Origin of the sequence: Vreelandella songnenensis (assembly GCF_003002925.1) — a bacterium.
Taxonomy (GTDB): domain Bacteria; phylum Pseudomonadota; class Gammaproteobacteria; order Pseudomonadales; family Halomonadaceae; genus Vreelandella; species Vreelandella songnenensis.
In genome coordinates, this window is sequence record NZ_PVTK01000001.1 from 712,794 (window position 1) to 735,131 (window position 22,338).

A 22,338-nucleotide genomic window follows, 5' to 3' on the forward strand; every position below is an offset into this window, starting at 1 on the left:
CGCTATACGCAAACCCGTTTGCACCGCGCTCCGCGTCACCGTAGTGTTTCGCGCGATACCTTTTTTCGACTCTTCTCAATAACCTTTCTCAATAACAATGGCCCATGACTTATGAATACGCCTAATCAACCCGAGAGCCGCTCTAATCGCGGCGTCTTTACCCGCTTTCTCGATAGCGTCGAATGGCTGGGCAATCTACTGCCCCACCCCGTTACCCTGTTCGCCCTGCTGTGTATCTTCGTGGTTATCGCAAGCGGCATTGCCGGCGCGCTCGGCGTATCGGTAGCCGACCCGCGTCCGGCCAACGAAGGCGAGATCATTGCAGTCAACTCGCTGCTCAACGCCGAGGGTCTGCGCCGTCTGGTAACCGAAATGGTCACCAACTTCACAGGCTTTGCGCCCTTGGGCACCGTGCTGGTGGCCATGCTGGGGGTCGGTGTGGCCGAGCATTCGGGGCTGTTGTCAGCCAGCATGCGAGCGCTGGTGCTCAACCGCTCACCACGCATCGTGACCTACGCCGTGGTATTTGCCGGTATCATGTCGAACATGGCCGCCGAGCTTGGCTATGTGGTGCTGATTCCGCTGGCCGCCATGATCTTCCACTCCCTGGGGCGCCACCCGCTTGCCGGTCTTGCCGCGGCGTTTTGCGGTGTTTCCGGCGGCTACAGCGCCAACCTGCTGATCGGCACCGTTGACCCGCTGCTCTCAGGCATTACCCAGGAAGCCGCACGACTGCTGGACCCGGCCTATATCGTAGGGGCCGAAGCCAACTGGTTCTTCATGTTTGCCAGTACCTTCTTTGTGACGCTGATTGGTGGACTGGTCACCGAGCGCATCGTGGAACCCAAGCTTGGCAAGTTCGACTCGGCCTATGCCGAAAGCGATATCGACGAACAGCGCATGGAAGGGCTTGGCGAGCAAGAGAAGCGCGCACTGAAAGGTACCGGCCTTGCCGCCCTGGCGCTAGCGGCGCTGATCGCGGTCATGGTCGTACCCGACAGCGGCATTCTGCGTAACCCGGAAACCGGTCTGGTAAGCGGCTCGCCGTTCTTGCGCGGCATCGTGGTAATCGTGGCAATCGCCTTTACCCTGCTGGGGTTTGTCTACGGCCGTCTGGCAGGCACCATGCACAATGACCGCGACGTGGTAAACGCCATGGCCAAGAGCATGAGCAGCCTTGGGCTCTATATCGTGCTGGTCTTTTTTGCCGCGCAGTTTGTGGCGCTCTTCAACTGGAGCAACTTTGGCACGGTTACTGCCGTTGCCGGCGCTGACCTGCTGCAGTCGCTTGGCTTGCGCGGCCCGGGCCTGTTTGCGCTGTTCATTTTGCTGTGTGCCATCGTCAACCTGTCGCTGGGTAGCGCCTCGGCTCAGTGGGCGGTAACGGCGCCTATCTTCGTTCCCATGCTGATGCTGATGGGCTACGCGCCGGAAGTGATCCAGGCGGCTTACCGGATTGGTGATTCGGTCACCAATCTGATCACCCCGATGATGAGCTATTTCGGCCTGATTCTCGCGGTGGCCTCGCGCTATCGCAAGGATATGGGTATCGGCACGCTGGTCGCGATCATGCTGCCCTATACGCTGTTCATGCTGATTGGCTGGAGCATTCTGTTCTTTGTCTGGGTGTTCGTATTTGGCCTGCCGGTAGGTCCGGGCTCCGCCACCTACTACACGCTATAGCCCGACAGCTTGGCAAGACGCGTCAAGCTCCAATGAAAAAGCCCGCCGTATTGAACGGCGGGCTTTTTTGACACGGGCAGGTAACGGGCCTCAGCCTGCTTTTTCTACCTACGGCAAGGCTTACTGATGACGCTCATCTTCAACGCTGCCGGGAAGCGCCAGCGGGTGCTTGCCTGCCTGATCGCCCACTCTGAAGCGGCTGACCAGGCTATGCATACCGCCTGCCCGCTCATCCAGCGTCTGGCTTGCACTTGAGGCTTCCTGCACCAGACGCGCGTTCTGGTGAGTTACCTGATCAAGCTGCGAAACCGCCTCATTGATCTGCTCGATCCCCGTCGACTGCTCCTTGGTTGCATCGGCAATTTCGGTAACGTAACGGGTTACCGACGACAGGCTATCGATGATCTCCTGTAGATGCTGGCTGGAAGCCTTGACCAGGTGCTCTCCCTCATTCACCTTGGCGACGCTATCATCCACCAGATGACGAATCTGGGCCGCCTCTTCGGCACTGCGCCCAGCCAGCATGCGTACTTCCTGGGCCACCACGGCAAAGCCACGCCCCTGATCGCCGGCACGTGCGGCCTCGACCGAAGCGTTGAGGGCCAGCAGGTTGGTCTGAAAAGCGATGTCGTCAATCGCCTTGATGATCGAGGTGATCTTTTCGCTGGCTTCCCGGATCTTGCCCATCGCCGCTGTCGTGCGTGTGGCGACCTCGCCTGCCGAACGGGCGCGGCCGTCAACGCTCGAACTTGCATCGCGCGCCTGGTCGGCGTAGTCGGCCGTCTGCCTGACCGTTGCGGTGATCTGTTCAAGGCTTGAGGCCGTTTCGGCGAGCGAGGCTGCCTGCTGGTCGGTACGCTGGGAAAGGTTTTCGTTACCGGCGGCGATCTGACGGCTACTGGAAGCAATGGCTTCGGCACTGTCACGAATCTGGGCAACCATGCCTTCGAACGTATCCATCATGCGGTTGAAAGCCTGCGCCGTCTGACCGACTTCATCGTTGTGCTGCAGCGCCAGGCGCATGGAAAGATCGGCGTTTTCACCAGCCGCGCCGCTGATGTTTTCCATCTGACGACGCATGGTCACCAGCGGGCCGAGTACACGCACCAGGGTTCGCCAGCCGAAAATGGCCAGCAGCGCAATCACGGCAAGCGTCACGGCAATCAGCAACGTACGACCGGCATTGGCCAGCGTCTCGGCCTGACCGGCGGCGCTGTCGGCCTGCTCGACCGCGTAAACCTCGATATCGCGCAGCTGAGCGCGCATGTCATCCATCGCCACCGATACTTCGCTCAAGGCATCCTGAACGCGGGCGGCCATCTCAAGCTGCTGCTCGCGAAGCACGTACACCGAGTCGTTATCGCCGATCATCAACGCTTCAACATCGGCGATGATCTGATCGAGCTCGGCAATCATGACGCGCTGCTCAGCTTCGGTGCTGGGTGCTTCGGCAATCGCTGAAAGCGACTGACGTGCAAGCATTACCTGCTGGGCGATCTCATTGGTGCGCAGGTGCACCAGCGCATCCTGGCTATGGGTCAACGTAATCTGTCGTCCAAGATCGGAAAGTAGCGCCACCGCCATGCGCACGTTGCCGCTGAGCTGACCAATATCCGGCTGCACTTCGAACATGTTATCCAGCAGCTGAGTAGGCAACTCCGTCATGCCATCTTCCCGCCAGGCCAACATCAGTTCACGCTGGTTGCGCTCGCGGCGTACCTGGGCCAGTGCGGTACGTCCGGCGATATCTTCGGCGCTGAGCATGACCGTTCCAATCATTGCCTCCATCTCTACCAGGCGCTCGTCGGTACGCGCCGATAGTTTGAGCGCTTCACGACGTACTTGCTCAAGCAGGCTGTCACCCTCTTTCAGACGCTGATAGCTTGCTGCGATGGTGGCTAACTGGTCACGCTGATCGATCGCCGTCTGGCCGCTTTGCAGCGAATCAAGCGCTGCATTGAACCGAGCATCGAGCAGTTCAGGTGAAACGACTTGATCGATTGTGGTGGTATCCGCCGTCAACAGGTCGGTATGGCGCTGGCGGTACTCACCCATGGTGAGTACCAGGTCACGACTGGCAGCCTGGAGGGGCATGACGTCGTTGGTGATATAGCGCTGCGAATTGATCAACCGCTGGTTGGTCGCCCACCCGGTTACCGCTAGTACAAGAGCGCCGATCACGGCCGCCAGAAATAGCGCGACCAGCATGGCGCGAATGCTCAGGGATCTTTTCATGTTTTTTTCGCTGTCAGGGTATCAGCAGAGAACTGCTTGTTTAGGGTGTGAGCGCTGTCCAGTCCACGGGTTCGAAACGGCCGCTGCGAATAATCGTGGGCCATACGCTGTGGCTGGCCTGGTGCTGGTCGGCGCTCAGCGTCAGCGGCGCATCAAGGCCAATATCAATATCTTCAAGGCTTAGCAGCCCATCCACGATGGACTCGCGATCCGGTGCAGTGCCCGCTGCCTTGATACCCTCGACGAACAGCTTGGCCGCAAGGTAACCCTCCAGCGATATGAAACTGGGCTCGGCATTACCCGCATGGCGCGCAAATGCGGCGCGGTAGCTTTCAACAGCAGGTAGCGCCGAATCCAGCGGCGGCACGACCTGGGTCACGATGACGCCTTCGGCTTTATCGCCAAGCTCATTGAGCAGCGCCTGGCTACCCACAAAGGAGACGTTCAGAAAGAGCGTATCGGGCAGATCTTCACGCGCCTCGCGGATAAAGTCGGCAGCAGGGCCAAAGGTACCCACAATGATGATGGCACGCGGTGTAACGGGCGCCTGAAGAATGGCCGCCAGGCCCTGATGGATATTGCGCGTACCGCGAGTAAACCGCCCGTGCGCCAGGTGTTCGGCACTCGTCACGCCCTGGGCTTTGAGAGCATTGATGGCACCGTTATAACCCGCATCACCAAAACTGTCGTTCTGAGTGAAAAACGCGATCTCCTCCGGTTCAATGCCCGCCTCCAGCAGCCCGCTGATCATGGTGGCGGTCTCCTCGGCATAGCTTGCCCGGTAGTTGATGACATAACGATCTGGCGGCGAGCGGCGCAGCAGCCCGGCACCGGTGAACGCGCCAAACAACAGCATCTGTTCATCGTCATGAATAGGCACGGTTACCGCGGCGGTTGGCGTGCCTACGTTACCGATCGAGGCCAGGATGGAGGCATCTGCAGCGACTTCCCGCGTATGCTGGGCCGCCATAAGCGGGTGGTACTGGTCGTCAAAGGGAACAAGGGTGAGCGACTGCCCGTTGACGCCACCCTGTGCATTCACTTCAGCAAAATAGGTGCTGATGCCCTGCTGCATTTCTATTCCCATCAAGGCCGCGCCCCCCGTCTGGGGCGCAACAATGGCGAATTTGAGTTCTGCCTGGGCCAGGGGAGACACCAGGAGCGCCATTAACAAACATATTTTCAGCCTTCGCATTGCACTTCCTTATCAGCGTATCTGGCAAACCGGTCTTCATAAACCGATCAGGACACGCCATGGGTTCCTGCCAAGGGCCTTTAACGCGTTGACTCGGCCGATGCGCGCATCACGGGTATCCACAGCGATATCGGCGACTAGCATACGACCAAAGGATCACTTCATTTCGTTGAATTGAGCCAATTGTTAAACGATTTTAGCTTTATAAGAGTAAGTTATTAAAAATAAGGCGTTTACGAATTGATTCACGCCCACTGCTGGGTTAGTGCTTACTCGAGCAACACTCTTTATTGTTCAAGTCGCTATAAACGACAAGACCCCGCCGAGGCGGGGTCTTGTCAACACGCTCAGCAGTCGCTGAAAGCGTTACTCGTCAAGGAACGAGCGTAGCGGCTCAGAGCGGCTGGGGTGGCGAAGCTTGCGCAGCGCCTTGGCTTCGATCTGACGAATCCGTTCGCGGGTCACGTCAAACTGCTTACCGACTTCCTCGAGGGTATGGTCGGTATTCATGTCGATACCGAAACGCATGCGCAGTACCTTGGCTTCACGCGCCGTCAGGCCGCCCAGCACGTTGCGCGTGGCTTCGATCAAGCCTTCGCCGGTGGCCATGTCGATCGGTAACAGCATGGTGCCGTCTTCGATAAAGTCCCCCAGGTGCGAGTCGTCATCATCACCAATCGGCGTCTCCATGGAGATCGGCTCCTTGGCGATTTTCAGCACCTTGCGCACCTTGTCTTCCGGCATCTCGAGGCGTTCGCCAAGCTCTTCCGGCGTCGGTTCGCGGCCCATTTCCTGAAGCATCTGGCGCGATACGCGGTTGAGCTTGTTGATCGTCTCGATCATGTGCACCGGAATACGAATGGTGCGCGCCTGATCGGCAATCGAGCGGGTAATCGCCTGACGAATCCACCAGGTGGCGTAGGTCGAGAACTTGTAGCCGCGGCGATATTCGAACTTGTCGACCGCCTTCATCAAGCCGATGTTGCCTTCCTGAATCAGATCCAGGAACTGCAGACCACGGTTGGTGTACTTCTTGGCGATCGAGATCACCAGACGCAGGTTGGCCTCGACCATCTCTTTCTTGGCACGACGCGCCTTGGCTTCACCGATCGACAGCTTGCGGTTGACCTCTTTGAGATCCGCCACGGTGAGCTGCACCATGTCTTCCTCGAAGGCGATCTTGCGCTGCGAACGAGCGATATCGGCACGCAAGGGCTCAAGACGATCAGCGTACTTGGGCTGCGCTTCCTGAAACGCATCCAGCCACTTGGGGTTGGATTCGCTGCCCGGGAACGACTTGATGAACGTCTTGCGCGGTACCTTGGCTTTCTTCACGCAAAGCTGCATGACGGCCTTTTCCTGGGCCCGCACCTGCTCGACGCTGATACGTACCTGGCCTACCAGACGCTCGAAGTGCTTCGGCACCAGCTTGATCGGCGAGAAAAGCTCGGCAAGGCGCGCCTGTTCGCTTTTCAGCTCAGCACTGCCGCGACCGTGCTTGGCAAGCGCGGCTTCGACCAGAGCGTTCTGCTCGCGAATCTGCTCGAAGCGGGCTTTCGCCTCTTCAGGATCAGGACCACCTTCGCTTGCGCTTGAGTCGTCGTCATCCTCGTCATCGTCACCGGAGACGTCGTCATCATCGCTTAACTCGGCATCTACCTCGGGCTCCGGCACATCCGCTTCGGCAACGCCGGGGATACCTTCGTCAGGGTCGATGAAACCGGAAAACAGATCCGACAGGCGGCCAGGGGCTTCTTCATCCTGGGTGGCGTCGTAGGCGTCCAGAATCGAGGCGACCGCGCCTGGCAGGTATGCCAGCGCCGACATCACTTCACGGGTACCCTCCTCGATCCGCTTGGCAATTTCAATTTCGCCTTCGCGGGTCAAGAGTTCTACGGTACCCATTTCACGCATATACATGCGTACAGGGTCGGTGGTGCGACCCACGTCACTTTCCACTGCGGCAAGTGCCGCAACGGCCTCTTCCGCAGCGGACTCATCCGTGGAATGATCCGACATCATCAAAGTGTCTTCATCAGGCGCTTCCTCAGCGACACGGATACCCATGTCGTTGATCATGCCAATGATGTCTTCCACCTGATCCGGGTCGGCGATGTCCTCGGGTAAATGGTCGTTGACCTCGGCATACGTCAGGTAACCCTGCTCTTTGCCGCGCGCGATCAACTCCTTCAGACGTGACTGCTGCTGCGCATTTCCAGCCATAGAAACCCTATCTCGACGAAGAAGAATGAAACACCTGGAGCGCTGAATCGATTAAACTCAACAAGCCGAACATTATAGCGTAATTTACTGAACTTTTTCCAGCAAAACGTATTTGCGCGGTCATTCAGGTGTGTTAGTTTGTTCGGTTAGGTCAATATTTCGTTACTGACCTAAAGGTGGTACTGAAGCAGACAGAATTCAACCCCGCCTCTTCAATTCCCGCTTAAAACCGCTGGGCAAGCTCCACTACCAGGCTTGCCAAGCGTTGACGCTGCTGTTTATCGAGCTTCTGCCCGGCACGCTCCTGTGCCAGCAACGCCTCGTACTCTTCCTCGGGCGAACGTTTACGCTGCTTATGCTGTAAATGCTCAACCAAACCTAGAAGCTCCGCTTCCCGGGCGGCCTTGGGAATCAGCAACTCCCGCTTGGCAAGCTCTGCCAACACCTGCCCCTGAGGACTGCCCTGAAAGTGGGCAAGCACTACCTGAGGGCTACGGTAACGGCCAGCCTGCAAGAGCGCGATCAAATCACGACATAGCGGCGTATCGTCATCTTCAGGCAGCCACTCAAGCGTATCGGGCAGGGCCGAAACAAGGCCTGGTTCGTGCAAAAGCAGCTGCACGATACGGCCAACCGGCGAAAGTGCCTGGCTACGCGTGCGGGGTTTAGACCGCTTGACGTATTCAGGTTCCCTGCTTTCTGCATGGTCATGTTCTGCAACCGGCTCCCAGTGCGCCTGCTCTTTCGGTGGCGCGGCCCGCTTATCAAGCAGTGTCTGAAGCTGCTGCTGCGCAAGCCCGCTGCGCTTGGCAAGCGCTTCCAGCAGCAGCGACTTGAGCATGCCTTCGGGCACCTTGTTCAGCGCCTCAAGCACCTGGCTTGCAAAACGCTCGCGCCCTTCCACGGTGTTCAGGTCGCGCCCTTGCGCCGCCTGCTCGAACAGGAATTCGGAAAGCGGCATCGCGCAGGTGACGCGATCCCTGAAGGCATCTGCCCCTTCGCGCCTGACCAGCGTGTCCGGGTCATCGCTTTCCGGCAGAAACAGAAACCGCGCTTCGCGCCCATCGATCATCAGTGGCAGCGCGGTTTCCAGCGCCCTGCTGGCTGCCTGGCGCCCTGCGCGGTCGCCGTCAAAGCAGAACACCACGCGGCTGACCAGCCGAAACAGGCGGCTCAAGTGATCTTCGGTGGTGGCCGTCCCAAGCGTTGCGACCGCGTTATGGATGCCGTACTGAGCCAGCGCCACCACGTCCATATACCCTTCAACCATCACCAGCTGCTCAAGCTTGCTGGAGGCCTGACGCGCTTCATAAAGACCGTACAGTTCGCGTCCTTTATGAAACACCGGCGTTTCCGGCGAGTTGAGGTACTTGGGCTGCTCATCCCCCATCACCCGGCCGCCAAACGCAATCGTACGTCCACGCAGGTCGCGGATCGGGAACATCACCCGGTCGCGGAAACGGTCGTAGGTACGCCCCGTGTCCTCACGATGAATCAGCAGGCCGTACTCGATCTGGACCGACTCGGAAATACCGCGCTCGCCCAGATGCTGCTTGAGCGCCTCCCAGCCGCCCGGCGCGTAGCCGATGCCGTAGGTCTTGATTACCTCGGAAGAGAGCCCGCGCCCTTCCAGATACCGCTTGGCGCCCTGCCCTTCGCCCATTTTCAGCCGCTCGCGGTAGAAGCTGGCGGCAAGCTCAAGCAGATTGACCCCTTCCTTGCGCTTTTTATCGCGCTCCCGGGCGTGGGGGTCATCGGCACCTTCGCGCGGCACATCAAGCCCCAAGCGGCCGGCCAACTGGTCGACCGCTTCGGGAAAAGGCAGCTTGTCGTACTCCATCAGAAAGCGTAGTGCATTTCCGTGCGCACCACAGCCAAAGCAGTGGTAAAACTGCTTATCGGCACTCACGGTGAAGGAGGGCGTCTTTTCTTGATGAAAGGGACAGAGTCCTGAGTAGTTCCGGCCAGCCTTCTTGAGCTGCACACGCTCGCCAACAACCTCCACCACGTCAACGCGGCTAAGCAGGTCGTCAATAAAACGCTGTGGAATCTGGCCTGCCATGAACTACGGGCATCCTCGCGCAAAGCGCTGGTTCGCCTGGTTAGGGTCATCAGACCTGCGGCCGGATCACCTTAAACAGCGATAGACAATTGAAAAAACAAACGGCCACCTAGTGGCGGCCGCTTGGCATCCCTCTTGAGACAGCCAGCTAACTACTCTGGCCCTCTCCAGGTACGGATCAATAGAGCCGTTCGAAACGCTTACGCTCACGCTGCAACTTCTTGGCGTGACGCTTTACGGCAGCTGCCGCTTTGCGCTTACGCTCAGCAGTCGGCTTCTCATAGTGCTCGCGACGGCGTACTTCAGAGAGAACACCGGCTTTTTCGCAAGAACGCTTGAAGCGACGCAGGGCGACGTCAAACGGCTCGTTATCACGTACTTTTACAGAAGGCATTAAGCACTCACCTACCTTAAGGAGTCTTGAGTTCGGATAGTACGCACACCACGTGGGCATAAAGCCCCTTTGCGGTGTACGACCCAGTTTTACAGCGCACGATATTCTAGTCGTGAAAAGCCAACTTTGCAAATGCTACGCGGTCATTGGCCGAGAGTGATAGACTACGACGTTTACCCATATTCATCCGAAGAGTCTTACCTGCCATGCGCGTATTGGGCATCGAAACTTCCTGCGACGAAACCGGCGTTGCGCTTTACGATACTTCCCTGTCAGGCGGAAGCGGGCTGCTCGCCGATGCGCTGTATAGCCAGATTGCCATGCACGCCGATTACGGCGGCGTGGTGCCGGAGCTGGCCTCGCGCGACCATACGCGCCGCCTGCTGCCCCTGATCGAGCAGGTGCTCAGCGACGCCAGATTGACCCGTCAGGACATCGACGGCATCGCCTACACCGCCGGTCCCGGCCTTGTCGGTGCGCTGATGGTCGGCGCCAGCACTGCCCACGGCATGGCCCGCGCACTGGGCGTGCCGGTGCTCGGCGTCCATCACATGGAAGGCCATCTGCTCGCTCCGATGCTTGAAGATGACGCCCCGAAGTTTCCGTTTGTCGCGCTTCTGGTATCCGGCGGCCATACCCAACTGGTCGAGGTGAAAGGCCTTGGGGATTACACACTGCTGGGCGAATCGGTGGACGACGCCGCCGGCGAGGCGTTCGACAAGGCCGCCAAGATGCTCGGCCTTGCCTACCCCGGCGGCCCTGAGGTTGCCCGGCTGGCCGAACAGGGCGACCCCAAGCGGTTTCGCTTCCCGCGCCCCATGACCGACCGCCCGGGGCTCGATTTCAGCTTTTCGGGTCTCAAGACCCACACGCTGACCGCGATCCGCCAGCTTGAAACCGCCGACGAGCTGGATGAGCAGGCGCGCGCCGACGTGGCCCGCGCCTTTGAAGAAGCGGTGGTGGACACGCTGGTCATCAAGTGTCGCCGCGCGCTGGATCAAACAGGGCTCAAGCGACTGGTGGTAGCAGGTGGCGTCAGCGCCAACCACCGCCTGCGCGAGCGCCTGGCCCTTGAGTGTGAGAAGCGCGAAGCGAAAGCCTACTATCCACGCGGGCGCTTCTGCACGGATAACGGCGCCATGATTGCCTATGTGGGCGCCCAGCGCCTGGCAGCGGGCGAGCAGGATACCGACGGCGTGATGCAGGCCACCCCACGCTGGCCGCTTGACCGTCTGGCGCCGCCCAGCACGTCAGCCGATTGAGACGCCTTCCATTCAAGGCCTTTTCAGGCGCGGCTCCTCGCCGCGTCTGAGCCTTATAATATTCAGCCAGTGGCGCAGCAGTACCAGCAGGCTCAGCCCGCCCACCACCCCCACATAAGCAGGTGCCAGCCATAAGCAGGCCAGCGGTGCTGCCAGGGCGCTTACCAGCGAGGCAAGGGCAGCGGTCTTGAGTCGCCAGGCCAGCAGCGCCCATACCACTGCGCTGAAAATCGCCACCCCCGGCACCAGTACCAGCAACACGCCCAGGGCGCTGGCCACCGCCTTGCCCCCGCGAAAGCCGTACCAGACGGGATAGCTATGCCCAAGCAGCACCGCCAGACCAATCACCCCCTGCCAGCTGATGGGTAGCCCCACCAGTTTGCTGGCCAATACCACGGGCATGCCCTTGAGCGCATCGAGTATCAGCGTGGCGGCGGCCAGGCGCGGCCCATAAAGGCGCAGCACGTTGGAAAAACCGGGATTCAGCGAGCCGCAGTAGCGCGGGTCGGCAACGCCTGCGGCCCGGCAGACACTGATTGCCGAAAGCCAGCTGCCGCTCAAATAGCCGATCACTATCCATGCCATGGCGTCTTTCCGTCCTGCTGTCGTTTCGTCTCATCCTAACGTACAATCGCCGGCTTGTTGCAGCCGAGGAAAAGCTCGTGGATCGCATTTTGATCGAAGCGCTGAAGGTAGACACCGTCATCGGTGTGTACGATTGGGAGCGCACCATTCAACAGACCTTAAGCCTGGATCTTACGCTGGCAACCGATATCCGCCCCGCCGCGGCGACCGACGATCTGAGCCTGACGCTGGATTACGCCGCCATCTGCCAGCGCATTCAGCGCTTTGCCGATGCGCACCAGTTTGCCCTGGTCGAAACCTTCGCCGAACGCCTGGCGGAATGTTTACGTCACGAGTTTCCGATTTCCTGGCTACGCTTGAGAGTACGCAAGCCTGGCGCCGTGCCCCAGGCGGCCAGCGTAGGTCTTGAAATCACGCGTGGCGAGCTACCGGCCGCCAAGGAGTAACCATGAGCCTGGTTACCGTCAGTCTAGGCAGCAATATCGAGCCGGTGCGCCATATCCGTTTGTGCCTGGATGCGCTGTTTGACACCTTCGGGGCGCTGCGTATCTCCCGCGTGTTTGAAAGCGAGCCGGTGGGCTTCAGCGGCGGTCATAACTTCTACAATCTGGTAGTGGCCTTTGAAAGCGACCGCTCGCCAAGCGAACTACAGGCTTGGGCCAAGGGCGTTGAAGTACTTTACGGCCGCAAGCCGGATACCCCCAAGTACAGCCCTAGAGCGCTGGATATCGACCTGCTTACCGTAGGTGACATGTGCGGCGTCATTGAGGGCATCGAGCTTCCGCGCGGCGAGATCACCCAGAACGCCTTCGTGCTGCAGCCGCTTGCCGAACTGCTGCCCGATGAGCGCCATCCGGCCTGCAAAACGCCCTACGCCGCTCTCTGGGATAGCTTCTCCCTCGGCAGCCAGCGCCTCTGGCCGGTGGATTTCAGCTGGGGTAACGCCTGGCTCTCCCGCGCCGAGGCCTCCCCCTTGAAGGCCTTGGCACGTTAAAGGCGCTTAAAGCGCATTCTCTACGGTAAGCCTGCGCTGTTCACGCAGCGCCTCCCCTAACGCGGCGCCCTTGTAACCTTGCGCCATCAGCGTCTGGGGGCTTACGCAGCGCGCGCCCTGCCAGGCGGCTTCAAGCGTCGCCACGTGTTCACGGGCCAGCACGGCCACCAGCGCCAGCTGGGCTTCTACCTGGCCAGGCTTGCGCCAGCCGTCCAGCCGCTCCAACCAGTGAATTACCGTATCGGCCGTCAGCGGCTCGGCCAGCAGCTGCCCGGTCAACGCAACGTGGCGCGCCAGCTGCGCCACTGCATTGGGCAGGCGAAGGCGTTCGGCCAGCGCCTCGCGCGCGGTGTCATCAAGCGGCGAGACCAGCCTTGCGTAGCGCCAGTGGGCAAGCGATGTACCTTCAACATCGGGCACATGCTCAAGCGCCGCCAGCCCTTGGACAAGCGCCTCTCCGGCAAGCTCCGGCAGCCAGACTGCCAGCGCCCGGCACTCGGCCAGCGTGGTGAAATAGACCTCAGGTCTGGGCTCGCCCAGGGCCTTTTCGGTCTCGACCCAGACGCGCTCGGCGGCCAGGTGTTCAAGCTCGCCGCTGCCGCTTACTTCACTCATCAGGGCCAGCGTTTCCGGGGCGATGGAAAACCCCAGCGGCGCGTAGCGAGCCAGAAAGCGGGCACAGCGCAGCACGCGCAGCGGGTCTTCGCTGAAGGCACCGGAAATATGCCGCAACAGGCGCTTTTCGATATCGCCCTGACCGTCAAAGGGGTCGACCAGCTCGCCATCCAGGCCTTGAGCAATGGCGTTGACGGTCAGGTCGCGGCGCAGCAGATCCTCCTCCAGCGTGACATCCGGGCTTGCGTGCACTTCAAACCCCGCATAGCCGTGGCCGGATTTACGCTCGGTGCGCGCCAGCGCGTACTCTTCGGCAGAGTCCGGGTGCAGGAAGACGGGGAAATCGCGCCCGACCGGCTTGAACCCGCGCTTTCGCATCATCTCCGGCGTTGCGCCTACCACGACCCAGTCGTTGTCGTAGACCGGCCAGCCCAGCAGCGCATCGCGCACCGCCCCCCCTACGCGGTAGACCTCAAGCCCCGCGGTGCGCGGGTCATCGGCATGGGCAACCATCAGCAACCTCCCCGCTGCTTGCTTGGCACGCTGGTCCGCTCGCCGGTTTCCAGATTGAGCGCGGTCAGCGCGCCGCCCCACACACACCCGGTATCCAGCGCCTCGACGCGTACCTGAGCGCCGGGCGTGCGTCCTTCAAGCGCTGCCCAGTGGCCAAACAGCAGCCGAGGGTCGTCCTTGCGCGGGTACTGGAACCACGGCGCAAACCCTTCCGGGGCACTGTCGAGGCCCTCTTTCGCAGCGAAATCCAGCCGCCCCTGGGTATCGATAAAGCGCATTCGTGCCAGCGCATTGACGATGAACCGCAGCCGGTCCATGCCTTCAAGCGCTTCGCGCCAGATATCCGGCTGATTGCCATAAAGCTCGGCCAGAAAGCGTCCCGACTGTTCGCCGGCCAGCGCCTGCTCGACCTCTCGGCTATAGGCCACTGCCTGCTCGACGCTCCACTGGGGCAGCAGTCCGGCATGGGTCATCAGTGTTGTACCCTCGCGCACGGCCAGGGGCTGGCTCTGCAGCCAGTCCAGCAACTGCTCGCAATCCGGTGCGGCAAGAATGCCGTCGAGCGTGTCGTGTTTTTTCTGCCGCCCGCCGCCGCGCGCGACCACCAGCAGATGAAAGTCATGATTGCCCAGCACGCAGCGTACCGCGCCGCCCAGTGCCTGGGCCTGGCGCAGGCACTCGAGCGAGCCGGGGCCACGATTGATCACATCACCTACCAGCCACAGGGTGTCCTGGCCGGGGTTGAAATCAAGCGCTTCAAGCAGCGCCATGAATTCGGCGTAACAGCCGTGCAGGTCGCCAATCGCGTAGGTACTCATGCGCAGGGCCTTATGTTGAGAAGAGTGGATGGCAGACAGGATAAAACCTACAGCGCGCCCCGCCCACCCATGACGCGTATTAACGCTGGTGGGACAGCCCAACATGAATCAATATGAGTCAATAAAGGCAAGCCATGCCTTATACTTTCAGGCGCTTTGGCTTTTAGTAACGCTGATACTACTGGGGAGCAGCACGCTCGCCCTATCCAAGGACAATGCCACCATTATGACGCCTACCTACACGCGGCGCAGGCTTTTAAAGACCGCTACCTTTACGGGCATGGGCATCGCCCTGCTGCCCCTTTGCACGCTAATTTCCGCTGCTGGTGCCTCCAGCCGCTCAGCCAAAGGCCAGGCCGAAAAATCCCCGCGGGTAATGGTGGATGGCTGGCTTTTGAATGCGAGCGATCGCTGATGTACCTGCCTTTCGAGACGCTTGGCGAACTGGGCGACAGTGTGGATGTCTGCGTGATTGGCGGCGGTGCGGCGGGTGTATCAGTCGCGGTGACGCTTGCCGGCCGCGGCCATCGGGTACTCATGTGCGAAGGTGGCGACGCACAATTCAGCGAGCGCTCCCAGGATAGCTATCGCGGCGAAGTACAAGGCGATACCTATCTACCCCTGGAAAGCACCCGGCTGCGTCACCTAGGCGGTTCGACCAACCACTGGGGCGGGGTCTGCAGGCCCTTCGATGCCTACGACTTTACCGCCAAGCCCGCTGCCCCCGAGACCGCCTGGCCTATTGGCCGTGAGCAGCTCACGCCCTATTTTGACGCCGCCGCCGCGCTGCTGGAGCTCGACCCGATTCCCGCCGACACGCCCATTGCCGGGTCGGCGCTTCAGCGCATTCATTTCTCGCTGGGCGCACCGGTTCGCGTGCAGCACAAGTACGCCGATACCCTGCAGGATTCCGAGCACCTGCTGTGCTGCCTGACCGCCAACCTGATGGGCCTCGAGACCCAAAACGGCCGAGTGAGTCACGCAACGTTCAGCAATTATGCCGGCGAGCAGCAGACGGTACGCGCGCGGTATTTCGTATTGGCCTGCGGCGGAATCGACAACGCCCGCCTGCTGCTGTGGTGCAACCAGCAGACACAGGGGAAGTTGATTCCTCAGGCGGATACGCTGGGGCGCTACTGGATGGAGCACCCGCACGCCACGGTCGGCCAGGCGCTGATTTTCAAGCCCGAGGCGCTGGGTCTGGATGAAGCGTATAACGTCTTTCTTTCGCCGGACGAAGACGCGCTTGCCAGCCGACAGATGCTCAACTGCGGCCTGCGCCTGCACCGCATGAACGCCGAGGCTACTCAGGGGTTGATGGAGCAACTGAGCAGCCTAGCCCCGGCGCTGGGTGAGCAGATAACCGCCTGGCAGCAAGAGGGTCGCGTGATGCACGGCGCCATGCTGCGAGCCGCCTGGGAGCAGGAGCCGCGCTTCGAGAACCGCATCGAGCTTGGCGAGGAGCGCGATGCGCTGGGCATACCGCGTAGCCGCCTGGTGTGGGAGCAGTCCGAACTCGACCGCCACACCATTCGCGAAAGCATGCTGCTGCTGGGCGAGTACCTGCTTGACGAAGACACTGGCCGCATACAGCTGACGGACTGGCTGGCCGCACTGCCGGTAGTACTGCCGACAGACGGTGAAATCGCCGGGCGGCATCATATGGGGGGTACGCGCATGAGCCACACCCCGGAGCAGGGTATCGTCAATAGCGATTGCCGGCTGTTTGCCCAGGATAATGTCTACGTGGCGGGATCGAGCGTGTTCGCCAGTGCCGGGCACGCCAACCCGACCCTGACGCTGGTACAGCTTGCCCTACGCCTGTGTGATCATCTGGAACAGCGCCTGGCCTAGTCAGGTATCGCCAAGCGTGCGTGTCGTGCTCAGTGCAGCTGGCACGGCACGGCCAGCCGAAACGGCGCTATCGGCACTTCGAAGGCGCGCTGGCTGTAGGTATTCAGCAGGGTATAGGCGCCTTCCATCACCCCCACCGGGGTTTGCAGAATGGCACGGCTGGTGTAGCGAAAGCGCTGGCCGGGGCCAATCAGCGGCTGCTGGCCTACCACGCCCTTGCCGCGCACTTCCTGGCTATCGCCGCTGCCCTGGGTGATTTTCCAGTAGCGCGCCATCAGCTGCACGCTGTGCGGGCTCTGGTTATGTACTGTGACGGTGTAACTGAAGACGTAGCGCGATTCCGCCTCGCTCGACTCCGCCGCCTGGTACTCCGGGGCAACGCTGACCTCGATGGCTAGACCACTCACCCGTTGTCACTCCCTGCCGCATTTGCCGCGTCATCCGCCGCGACCTGATTGGCGATGGTCACGTACTCGGCCACCGTCAGCGTCTGCGGGCGGCGAGTCGGGTCGATACCCAGGGCTTCCAGCGTCTCGGGGCTTACCCGGCCCTTGAAGTTGTTGCGCAGCGTCTTGCGCCGCTGGCCAAAAGCAAGCTTGACCAGCTCGAACAGCAGTACCGGGTCGTCGGCGGTGTGCGGCAGCGCTGCGTGCGGCGTCAGGCGCACGATGGCAGAATCGACCTTGGGCCGCGGCACAAACGCTTCCGGCGGCACGATGAACAGCTGATCCACCTGGCAGTAGTACTGGGCCATCACCGAGAGCCGCCCCCAGTCGGTGCCGCCGGGACTGGCCGCCAGCCGCTCGACCACTTCCTTTTGCAGCATGAAGTGCATATCGGCAATCGCGTTACCCGCGGTCAGCAGATGCACGATCAAGGGTGTCGAGATGTTGTAAGGCAAATTGCCCACGACTCGAAGCGCCGGGCCATCCCCCTTGAGGGCGGCAAAATCGAACTTGAGCGCATCGCCTTCATGAATCACGAAGTCGGGGTAGTTGAAGAACTGCACCCGCAGACCGGGAATCAGATCACGATCCAGCTCGACTACCTCCAGTGCCCCGGCAGCTTCCAGCAGCGGGCCCGTCAGCGCGCCCTGACCCGGGCCGATTTCAACGAGACGGTCGCCTTCCCGCGGCCCGATGGAGCGCACGATACGCGAAATAATCCCCAGATCACGGAGAAAGTTTTGACCGAAGCGTTTGCGAGCGCGGTGCTGCTGGGGCACTTGAGACATCTAACAGGGTTCCTTGGAGGTTTTCAGTACGTGAAGCGTGTAAGGCGAGTGGCCCATGGGGTTAGCAGGCAGCGCCGGCCCGCTGGGTGGCAAGGCGTCGGGCCAGCGCCAGCGCAACGCCGAGGCTACCAGGGTCGGCAACGCCCTTGCCCGCCAGGTCAAGCGCGGTGCCATGATCAACCGAGGTGCGCACCAGCGGCAAGCCCAGGGTGATATTGGCGGCCTGGCCAAAGCCTGCGTACTTGAGTACCGCAAGCCCCTGGTCATGATACATCGCCAGCACCGCATCCACACCCGCCAGATGGCGCGGAGTAAACAGCGTATCGGCGGGCAGCGGCCCTTGAATGTCCATGCCTTCGGCGCGCAGCGCATCGAGGGCGGGGGTAATGATCTCACGCTCTTCGCGGCCCAGATGGCCGTTTTCACCGGCATGCGGGTTCAATCCGCATACGGCAATCCGCGGCGCGGCAATGCCAAACTGGCGGGTCAGGTCGGCGGCCAGCAAGCGGCTGATATGGGTTACCCGCTCAAACGTGATGGCATCCGCCACCTCGCGCAGCGGCAGGTGCGTGGTGACCAGCGCCACACGCAGATCAGCGCTGCCCTGCCAGCCCGGGGCGCGGGCATGCAGAGCGGCATCGGTGGCCAGCATCATGACCACGTCATCCACCCCGCAGGCATCGCGCAGCCACTCGGTATGCCCGGTGAACCCCGGGTAGCCGCCTTCGATGATCACACCCTTGTGCAGTGGCGCCGTGACCATGGCCGCCGCCTGCCCGGCCTGGCAGGCATTGACGGCAAGCGCCAGGGTGGCCAGCACGTAGCCTGCGTTGGCCGGGTCGAGAACGCCGGGCTCGGCCGGCGTACGCAGCGCCACCGGCCAGACCGGCAGCGTGCCCGCAGTGGCCCTGACCGACTGACCTGGGCTGGATTCCACCAGCGCCACGTCAAGCCCAAGCGTAGCTGCGCGCTTTCGCAACATGCCGATATCGCCAATGGCCACCGTCTGTTCAGGCAGCCTACCCTGGGCCGCCAGCATCAGCGTAAGCTCAGGGCCAATGCCTGCCGGCTCGCCGGTGGTAATCAGCAGCGGCAGGTCGGCGCTTGCGCTCATTAGAGGCGCACGTCCACGAAGGCTTCTGCGCGAATTTCCTGCTGCCAGGTCTGCAGCTCTTCGTTGGCCCGGCGCTGGAAGATCGCCTGGCGAACCTGTTCGCGGCGGCTCTCATCGGTCACGTTCTGGCGACGACGCTCTTCCACTTCGATCACGTGGTAGCCAAACTGCGAACGCACCGGCTCGGATACCTGACCCTCGCTCAACGACTGCATGGCGTCTTCAAAGGCCGGCACGGTCTGGCCGGGGCGAACCCAGCCAAGCTCTCCGCCGTTGAGGGCGCTGCCGCGGTCGTCGCTGTATTCACGTGCCAGCGAGGCAAAATCCGCACCCTGCTGCAGGCGTTGACGCACTTCCTGAGCACGTGTCCGGGCCTGCTCTTCGTTACGCGTGGGATTGAGTTCGATCAGAATGTGGCGGGCGCGAGTCTCTTCCACAAACGACTGGTCGCTGCTCTGGTTCATCTGCTGTTCCAGTACGCGCTCAACGTCGCGGTCGCTGACCGTCACACGCTGACTGATCTGGCGCTGCTGCACCTGGCGCATGAGCATTTCGCGGCGAATTTCCTCGCGCACCTCGGCCAGGGTCATGCCATCGGCTTCCACCGCGTCGGCAAACTGCTCAAGGTTCATGTTGTTGGATTCGGCAATGCTGCGCAGCTGACGATTGAGCTCGGTATCGTCGATGCTCAGATTGGCACGGCGTGCCAGCTGCAGCTGGATTTCATCCATTACCATGCGTTCGAGCACCTGGGCCTCAAGCGCCGAGCGCGGGGGCAGCGAGCCGCCCTGAGCCTGGGCCTGCTGCTCGATCTGCGCGACCCGGTCGTTGAGTTCACTGCGCATGATGACGCCATCATTGACCACCGCCACCACGCCATCGATGGGCTGGCGCTGGGTCGATGTGTAATCCTGAGCCTGAGATACCAGCGGGACGACAAAAGCGCCCGCGCCAATGCACAGCGCCATGACGCCCGTGGCCGATACTTTGCGTGCCTGGGCTAGCAGCGTATTTCTGGTCTTCATAAAAGGTCTCTTTCAGTCGCCATTCGCCAACGTCTACAGGGGAGTAGGACGGTAGCCTGGAATGGTGCGTTCAAAATAGCTGTCGGCCTCTTGGCCAATGCCGCCTAAGCCACGGAATACAAAGCGCAAGAACAGCCCGCGGTCGTTAAAGTCATCTTCGATGCGCGCCGTGTCGTTATCATCGACCCATTCGCGCCAGACAAGTTGCACGCCGTAGCAGCAGTCGTTCCACTGTAATCCGGCCAGTTGCTCAAGCGGACGGTCGTTGGTCTGATCGTGCAGATAACGGCCAATCAAATCAATCCTGGGGCTCGCTTTCCAGGCAAATGACAGATCCCACTCTTCGCGACTGTAATTACGGAAGCTGTCATCGCCCGGCACCACGTCAGGATCGAAGCCTTCGATCTCCCAACGATAGCCAAGGTTCACTACATGGCCTTCGGGGTGGCGGTAGCGCAGATCAACGCTCGAGCGTTCGGTCTGCTCACGATGATCATCGTAAAGCCACTCGTAGCCGGTACTCCAGCGATCATTGATCTGCCAGTCCAGCCGGGTGACCAGCGGCGAGCGGTCACGTGTGGCCTGATAGTAGCGCTGCGGGTTGACGTTGGGGTCCTCTTCCGGCCTTGGCGGCAGCGTGTCCGGATCGCCTTCGCTATCGATACGTCGATCGGCAAAGTAGACGCTCTGACCGACGCCGAACGTCAAGCGGTCCTGGCCGTTGGCATCTTCGATCAAGCGCGACTGCACCCCCAGCGACACGCGGTTGAGATCCCCTACCCGGTCAGCGCCGGAGAAACGGTGCGGTGACCACAGCTGATCCCAGGAGAAGGCGCGCTCGCGGCTGTCGAAATCCGGCAGCTGGGTCTGGTCGGTGCGCGGCACATAGGCGTAGTTGAGGCGCGGCTCAAGGGTCTGGCGGTAGTCGCGGTTGCCAAGCTCAAGCTCGCGTTCGAATACCAGGCCACTATCAACCGACGTTACCGCCACGCTGCGCGTGGGAGAAGTTCCGCGATCGGTTTCCCGCTCGCCGTAGTCAAGCTGATAGGCGGTATACCAGAGCTCGGTGCGCGGCTCGATATATCCCCAGGACTCCTCGCCACGCCAGCCGACGGCGGGGGTCAGGTGCAAGCGGGTACCGGTGGCCGCTTCGCGCTCGGGCACGCGGCGCTCATCCACATCACGCCAGAAGTAGGTCGCGTTGGAGCGCCATTCGCTGTAAAGCCCCCCGCCCAGCTCCCAGTTGGAGTTGGCCGTCAGGCTCGGCAGGCGGTAAAACGGCTTGTCAGTGTCGCTTAGCGGGTCTTCAAGACGCTGAAAGCCCTGGGCACGGGCGTCGAGCTGCCAGCGCTCGCCGCGGTAGTCCACCTGGGCCAGCCGCTCCATGCTCGCGCGGTCGCTGTCGCCAAACTCGCCGCCGAAATCATCGAAGTAGCGGCCGTCGCTGGCGGCGCCGTAACGCAGGCTGTAGTTGCTGCGGCTGTTTACTCGGCCCGCATGCTGGGCATCGATATACCAGCGCTCTTCACCGGAAAAGCGGTTGTCGTTACTGGAGTTGCCGTCATCGCTGCTCAGATAGCCACCTTCCACGGTACCTGCGCTATCGTCCAGCAGGTAGCGGTACTCGCCGTTGAGCAGCAGTCCGCGATCCGTCATCCAGCGCGGGGTAATGGTGGCATCGTGATTGGGGGCAATGTTCCAGTAAAACGGCTGGGCGTAATCAATGCCGTCGGTCGAGAACCCGATCGCCGGCCACAGCAGGCCGGTATGGCGCTTGTCGTCAATCGGAAAGCGCAGCCACGGCCAGTAGAAAATCGGCACGTCCTTGACGAGCAGACGTGCATTGCGCGCCGTGCCAAACCCTTGCGCCTGGTTGAGGCGGATGTCACTGCTGGCAAGCTGCCAGGTGTTGGCGCCGGGGTCGCAGGTAGTAAAGGTGGCATCGCGCAGCCGGTACTGGCTCTCGTTGAGCTGCTCAAGCCGGCTTGCCTGACCGCGCAGGCGCTGATCATACAGCACGTAGTGGCTGTTATTCACCGTCGCCCTATCTTCGTTGAGCATCAGCGTGGCGCTGTCGCCTCGCACCAGCGCCTGACCGTCGCGTAGCGCCAGGTTGCCTTCGGCGTCCACCTGCTGGCGCTCGGCGGGGAGAAAGATGCGCTCGGCTTCAAGCTCTGAATTGCCACGCCGCAATACCACATCGCCGCGCAAGAGCGCTTCACCGTCAGCGGCGTAATCGGCTTCTTCGGTCTCGACCGACAGCGTTTCGGGGTTCTGCTCGGCGGCCAACCGGTAATCGGGCATGACATATCGCCCACGGCACAGCTGCTGCGAGGCTTCCCCCTGGCCCCAGGGCTGCCAATCCAACGCTTCAGCGGGCAGCGCTTCGCCTTGCGCCACCGCTGAAAACGAGGCGCCAGCGAGCAGACTGCCCATCAGCGTATGCGCAACCGGTAGTGTGCGCGAAAATCGCTTGCCCATGTTCGTTATCCTTGGCATCCAGAATAGGTATTATACAGCGCGCATGATGCC

Annotated in this window: 19 protein-coding genes; 6 read left to right on the forward strand and 13 right to left on the reverse strand. The window is 61.4% G+C overall.

The annotated features are described in order from the left end of the window. Nucleotides 1–111 precede the first annotated feature (111 nt). The gene (locus B0H98_RS03175; protein WP_106373600.1) at nucleotides 112–1,683 is read left to right on the forward strand and encodes an AbgT family transporter; all 1,572 of its coding nucleotides are present in this window, start codon (nucleotides 112–114) and stop codon (nucleotides 1,681–1,683) included. A gap of 120 nt (nucleotides 1,684–1,803) precedes the next feature. Here B0H98_RS03175 and B0H98_RS03180 read toward each other — a convergent pair whose 3' ends face one another. The 5 genes from B0H98_RS03180 to rpsU form a co-directional block, all read right to left on the reverse strand. Next, a complete protein-coding gene (locus tag B0H98_RS03180; RefSeq protein WP_167392639.1) occupies nucleotides 1,804–3,918 on the reverse strand; it encodes a methyl-accepting chemotaxis protein in 2,115 nt (704 codons plus the stop codon). A 40-nt stretch (nucleotides 3,919–3,958) separates the two neighbouring features. Next, a complete protein-coding gene (locus B0H98_RS03185; RefSeq protein WP_106373601.1) occupies nucleotides 3,959–5,113 on the reverse strand; it encodes an ABC transporter substrate-binding protein in 1,155 nt (384 codons plus the stop codon). Between the two features lie 366 nt (nucleotides 5,114–5,479). Continuing rightward, nucleotides 5,480–7,336, reverse strand: a complete 1,857-nt coding sequence (rpoD, locus tag B0H98_RS03190) for an RNA polymerase sigma factor RpoD (RefSeq protein WP_106373602.1) — start codon at nucleotides 7,334–7,336, stop codon at nucleotides 5,480–5,482. Nucleotides 7,337–7,559: 223 nt separating this feature from the next. Then, a complete protein-coding gene (dnaG, locus tag B0H98_RS03195; protein ID WP_106373603.1) occupies nucleotides 7,560–9,398 on the reverse strand; it encodes a DNA primase in 1,839 nt (612 codons plus the stop codon). 178 nt (nucleotides 9,399–9,576) lie between these two features. Further along, nucleotides 9,577–9,792, reverse strand: a complete 216-nt coding sequence (rpsU, locus tag B0H98_RS03200) for a 30S ribosomal protein S21 (protein ID WP_016416934.1) — start codon at nucleotides 9,790–9,792, stop codon at nucleotides 9,577–9,579. A 206-nt stretch (nucleotides 9,793–9,998) separates the two neighbouring features. Here rpsU and tsaD point away from each other — a divergent pair, with 206 nt between their 5' ends. After that, nucleotides 9,999–11,054, forward strand: a complete 1,056-nt coding sequence (gene tsaD / locus B0H98_RS03205) for a tRNA (adenosine(37)-N6)-threonylcarbamoyltransferase complex transferase subunit TsaD (RefSeq protein ID WP_106373604.1) — start codon at nucleotides 9,999–10,001, stop codon at nucleotides 11,052–11,054. 12 nt (nucleotides 11,055–11,066) lie between these two features. On the opposite strand, the gene plsY is transcribed toward tsaD, so the two are convergent. Next, entirely contained in the window at nucleotides 11,067–11,639 is a 573-nt protein-coding gene (gene plsY, locus B0H98_RS03210) for a glycerol-3-phosphate 1-O-acyltransferase PlsY (protein WP_106373605.1), read from the reverse strand. Nucleotides 11,640–11,716: 77 nt separating this feature from the next. Between plsY and folB the strand changes: the two genes are divergently transcribed. Both folB and folK read left to right on the forward strand, forming a co-directional pair. Beyond that, nucleotides 11,717–12,085, forward strand: coding sequence for a dihydroneopterin aldolase (folB, locus tag B0H98_RS03215; RefSeq protein WP_106373606.1), 369 nt, complete (start codon nucleotides 11,717–11,719; stop codon nucleotides 12,083–12,085). A gap of 2 nt (nucleotides 12,086–12,087) precedes the next feature. After that, complete coding sequence (gene folK / locus B0H98_RS03220) at nucleotides 12,088–12,633, forward strand: 2-amino-4-hydroxy-6-hydroxymethyldihydropteridine diphosphokinase (protein ID WP_106373607.1); 546 nt, start codon at nucleotides 12,088–12,090, stop codon at nucleotides 12,631–12,633. A 6-nt stretch (nucleotides 12,634–12,639) separates the two neighbouring features. Here the strand turns inward: folK and B0H98_RS03225 are convergent, their stop codons facing one another. Together B0H98_RS03225 and B0H98_RS03230 are read right to left on the reverse strand one after the other, a co-directional pair. After that, nucleotides 12,640–13,761 (reverse strand): tRNA nucleotidyltransferase/poly(A) polymerase-related protein, encoded by a 1,122-nt coding sequence (locus B0H98_RS03225; protein WP_106373608.1) that lies wholly within the window; start codon nucleotides 13,759–13,761, stop codon nucleotides 12,640–12,642. Further along, nucleotides 13,761–14,579 (reverse strand): symmetrical bis(5'-nucleosyl)-tetraphosphatase, encoded by an 819-nt coding sequence (locus B0H98_RS03230; protein WP_106373609.1) that lies wholly within the window; start codon nucleotides 14,577–14,579, stop codon nucleotides 13,761–13,763. The genes B0H98_RS03225 and B0H98_RS03230 overlap by 1 nt, the downstream gene beginning before the upstream one ends. Nucleotides 14,580–14,805: 226 nt before the next feature. On the opposite strand from B0H98_RS03230, the gene B0H98_RS16945 reads away from it, so the two are divergent. After that, nucleotides 14,806–14,994 (forward strand): hypothetical protein, encoded by a 189-nt coding sequence (locus B0H98_RS16945; protein ID WP_146130229.1) that lies wholly within the window; start codon nucleotides 14,806–14,808, stop codon nucleotides 14,992–14,994. Then, nucleotides 14,994–16,433: an FAD-dependent oxidoreductase gene (locus B0H98_RS03240; RefSeq protein ID WP_106373611.1), complete on the forward strand. Its 1,440-nt coding sequence runs from the start codon at nucleotides 14,994–14,996 to the stop codon at nucleotides 16,431–16,433. The genes B0H98_RS16945 and B0H98_RS03240 overlap by 1 nt, the downstream gene beginning before the upstream one ends. A gap of 29 nt (nucleotides 16,434–16,462) precedes the next feature. Here the strand turns inward: B0H98_RS03240 and apaG are convergent, their stop codons facing one another. The 5 genes from apaG to B0H98_RS03265 all read right to left on the reverse strand — a co-directional run bounded on the left by apaG (nucleotide 16,463) and on the right by B0H98_RS03265 (nucleotide 22,287). Continuing rightward, on the reverse strand, nucleotides 16,463–16,840 hold the full coding sequence (gene apaG / locus B0H98_RS03245) for a Co2+/Mg2+ efflux protein ApaG (RefSeq protein ID WP_106373612.1): 378 nt from the start codon (nucleotides 16,838–16,840) through the stop codon (nucleotides 16,463–16,465). Beyond that, nucleotides 16,837–17,667 carry a 16S rRNA (adenine(1518)-N(6)/adenine(1519)-N(6))-dimethyltransferase RsmA gene (gene rsmA, locus B0H98_RS03250; RefSeq protein WP_106373613.1) on the reverse strand — a complete coding sequence of 277 codons (831 nt, stop codon included), beginning with the start codon at nucleotides 17,665–17,667 and terminating at the stop codon, nucleotides 16,837–16,839. The genes apaG and rsmA overlap by 4 nt, the downstream gene beginning before the upstream one ends. A gap of 61 nt (nucleotides 17,668–17,728) precedes the next feature. Next, nucleotides 17,729–18,781, reverse strand: a complete 1,053-nt coding sequence (gene pdxA, locus B0H98_RS03255) for a 4-hydroxythreonine-4-phosphate dehydrogenase PdxA (RefSeq protein ID WP_106373614.1) — start codon at nucleotides 18,779–18,781, stop codon at nucleotides 17,729–17,731. Beyond that, complete coding sequence (locus tag B0H98_RS03260) at nucleotides 18,781–19,806, reverse strand: peptidylprolyl isomerase (protein ID WP_106373615.1); 1,026 nt, start codon at nucleotides 19,804–19,806, stop codon at nucleotides 18,781–18,783. Before B0H98_RS03260 ends, pdxA begins: the two co-directional genes overlap by 1 nt. Before the next feature lie 33 nt (nucleotides 19,807–19,839). Next, the gene (locus B0H98_RS03265) at nucleotides 19,840–22,287 is read right to left on the reverse strand and encodes an LPS-assembly protein LptD (protein WP_106373616.1); all 2,448 of its coding nucleotides are present in this window, start codon (nucleotides 22,285–22,287) and stop codon (nucleotides 19,840–19,842) included. Nucleotides 22,288–22,338: the final 51 nt, after the last annotated feature.

Coding starts and splice junctions, on each gene's coding strand:
- B0H98_RS03175 (WP_106373600.1), top strand. CDS start 112: ATGAATACGCCTAATCAACCCGAGAGCCGCTCTAATCGCGGCGTCTTT.
- B0H98_RS03180 (WP_167392639.1), bottom strand. CDS start 3,918: ATGAAAAGATCCCTGAGCATTCGCGCCATGCTGGTCGCGCTATTTCTG.
- B0H98_RS03185 (WP_106373601.1), bottom strand. CDS start 5,113: ATGCGAAGGCTGAAAATATGTTTGTTAATGGCGCTCCTGGTGTCTCCC.
- rpoD (WP_106373602.1), bottom strand. CDS start 7,336: ATGGCTGGAAATGCGCAGCAGCAGTCACGTCTGAAGGAGTTGATCGCG.
- dnaG (WP_106373603.1), bottom strand. CDS start 9,398: ATGGCAGGCCAGATTCCACAGCGTTTTATTGACGACCTGCTTAGCCGC.
- rpsU (WP_016416934.1), bottom strand. CDS start 9,792: ATGCCTTCTGTAAAAGTACGTGATAACGAGCCGTTTGACGTCGCCCTG.
- tsaD (WP_106373604.1), top strand. CDS start 9,999: ATGCGCGTATTGGGCATCGAAACTTCCTGCGACGAAACCGGCGTTGCG.
- plsY (WP_106373605.1), bottom strand. CDS start 11,639: ATGGCATGGATAGTGATCGGCTATTTGAGCGGCAGCTGGCTTTCGGCA.
- folK (WP_106373607.1), top strand. CDS start 12,088: ATGAGCCTGGTTACCGTCAGTCTAGGCAGCAATATCGAGCCGGTGCGC.
- B0H98_RS03225 (WP_106373608.1), bottom strand. CDS start 13,761: ATGGTTGCCCATGCCGATGACCCGCGCACCGCGGGGCTTGAGGTCTAC.
- B0H98_RS03230 (WP_106373609.1), bottom strand. CDS start 14,579: ATGAGTACCTACGCGATTGGCGACCTGCACGGCTGTTACGCCGAATTC.
- B0H98_RS16945 (WP_146130229.1), top strand. CDS start 14,806: ATGACGCCTACCTACACGCGGCGCAGGCTTTTAAAGACCGCTACCTTT.
- B0H98_RS03240 (WP_106373611.1), top strand. CDS start 14,994: ATGTACCTGCCTTTCGAGACGCTTGGCGAACTGGGCGACAGTGTGGAT.
- rsmA (WP_106373613.1), bottom strand. CDS start 17,667: ATGTCTCAAGTGCCCCAGCAGCACCGCGCTCGCAAACGCTTCGGTCAA.
- pdxA (WP_106373614.1), bottom strand. CDS start 18,781: ATGAGCGCAAGCGCCGACCTGCCGCTGCTGATTACCACCGGCGAGCCG.
- B0H98_RS03260 (WP_106373615.1), bottom strand. CDS start 19,806: ATGAAGACCAGAAATACGCTGCTAGCCCAGGCACGCAAAGTATCGGCC.
- B0H98_RS03265 (WP_106373616.1), bottom strand. CDS start 22,287: ATGGGCAAGCGATTTTCGCGCACACTACCGGTTGCGCATACGCTGATG.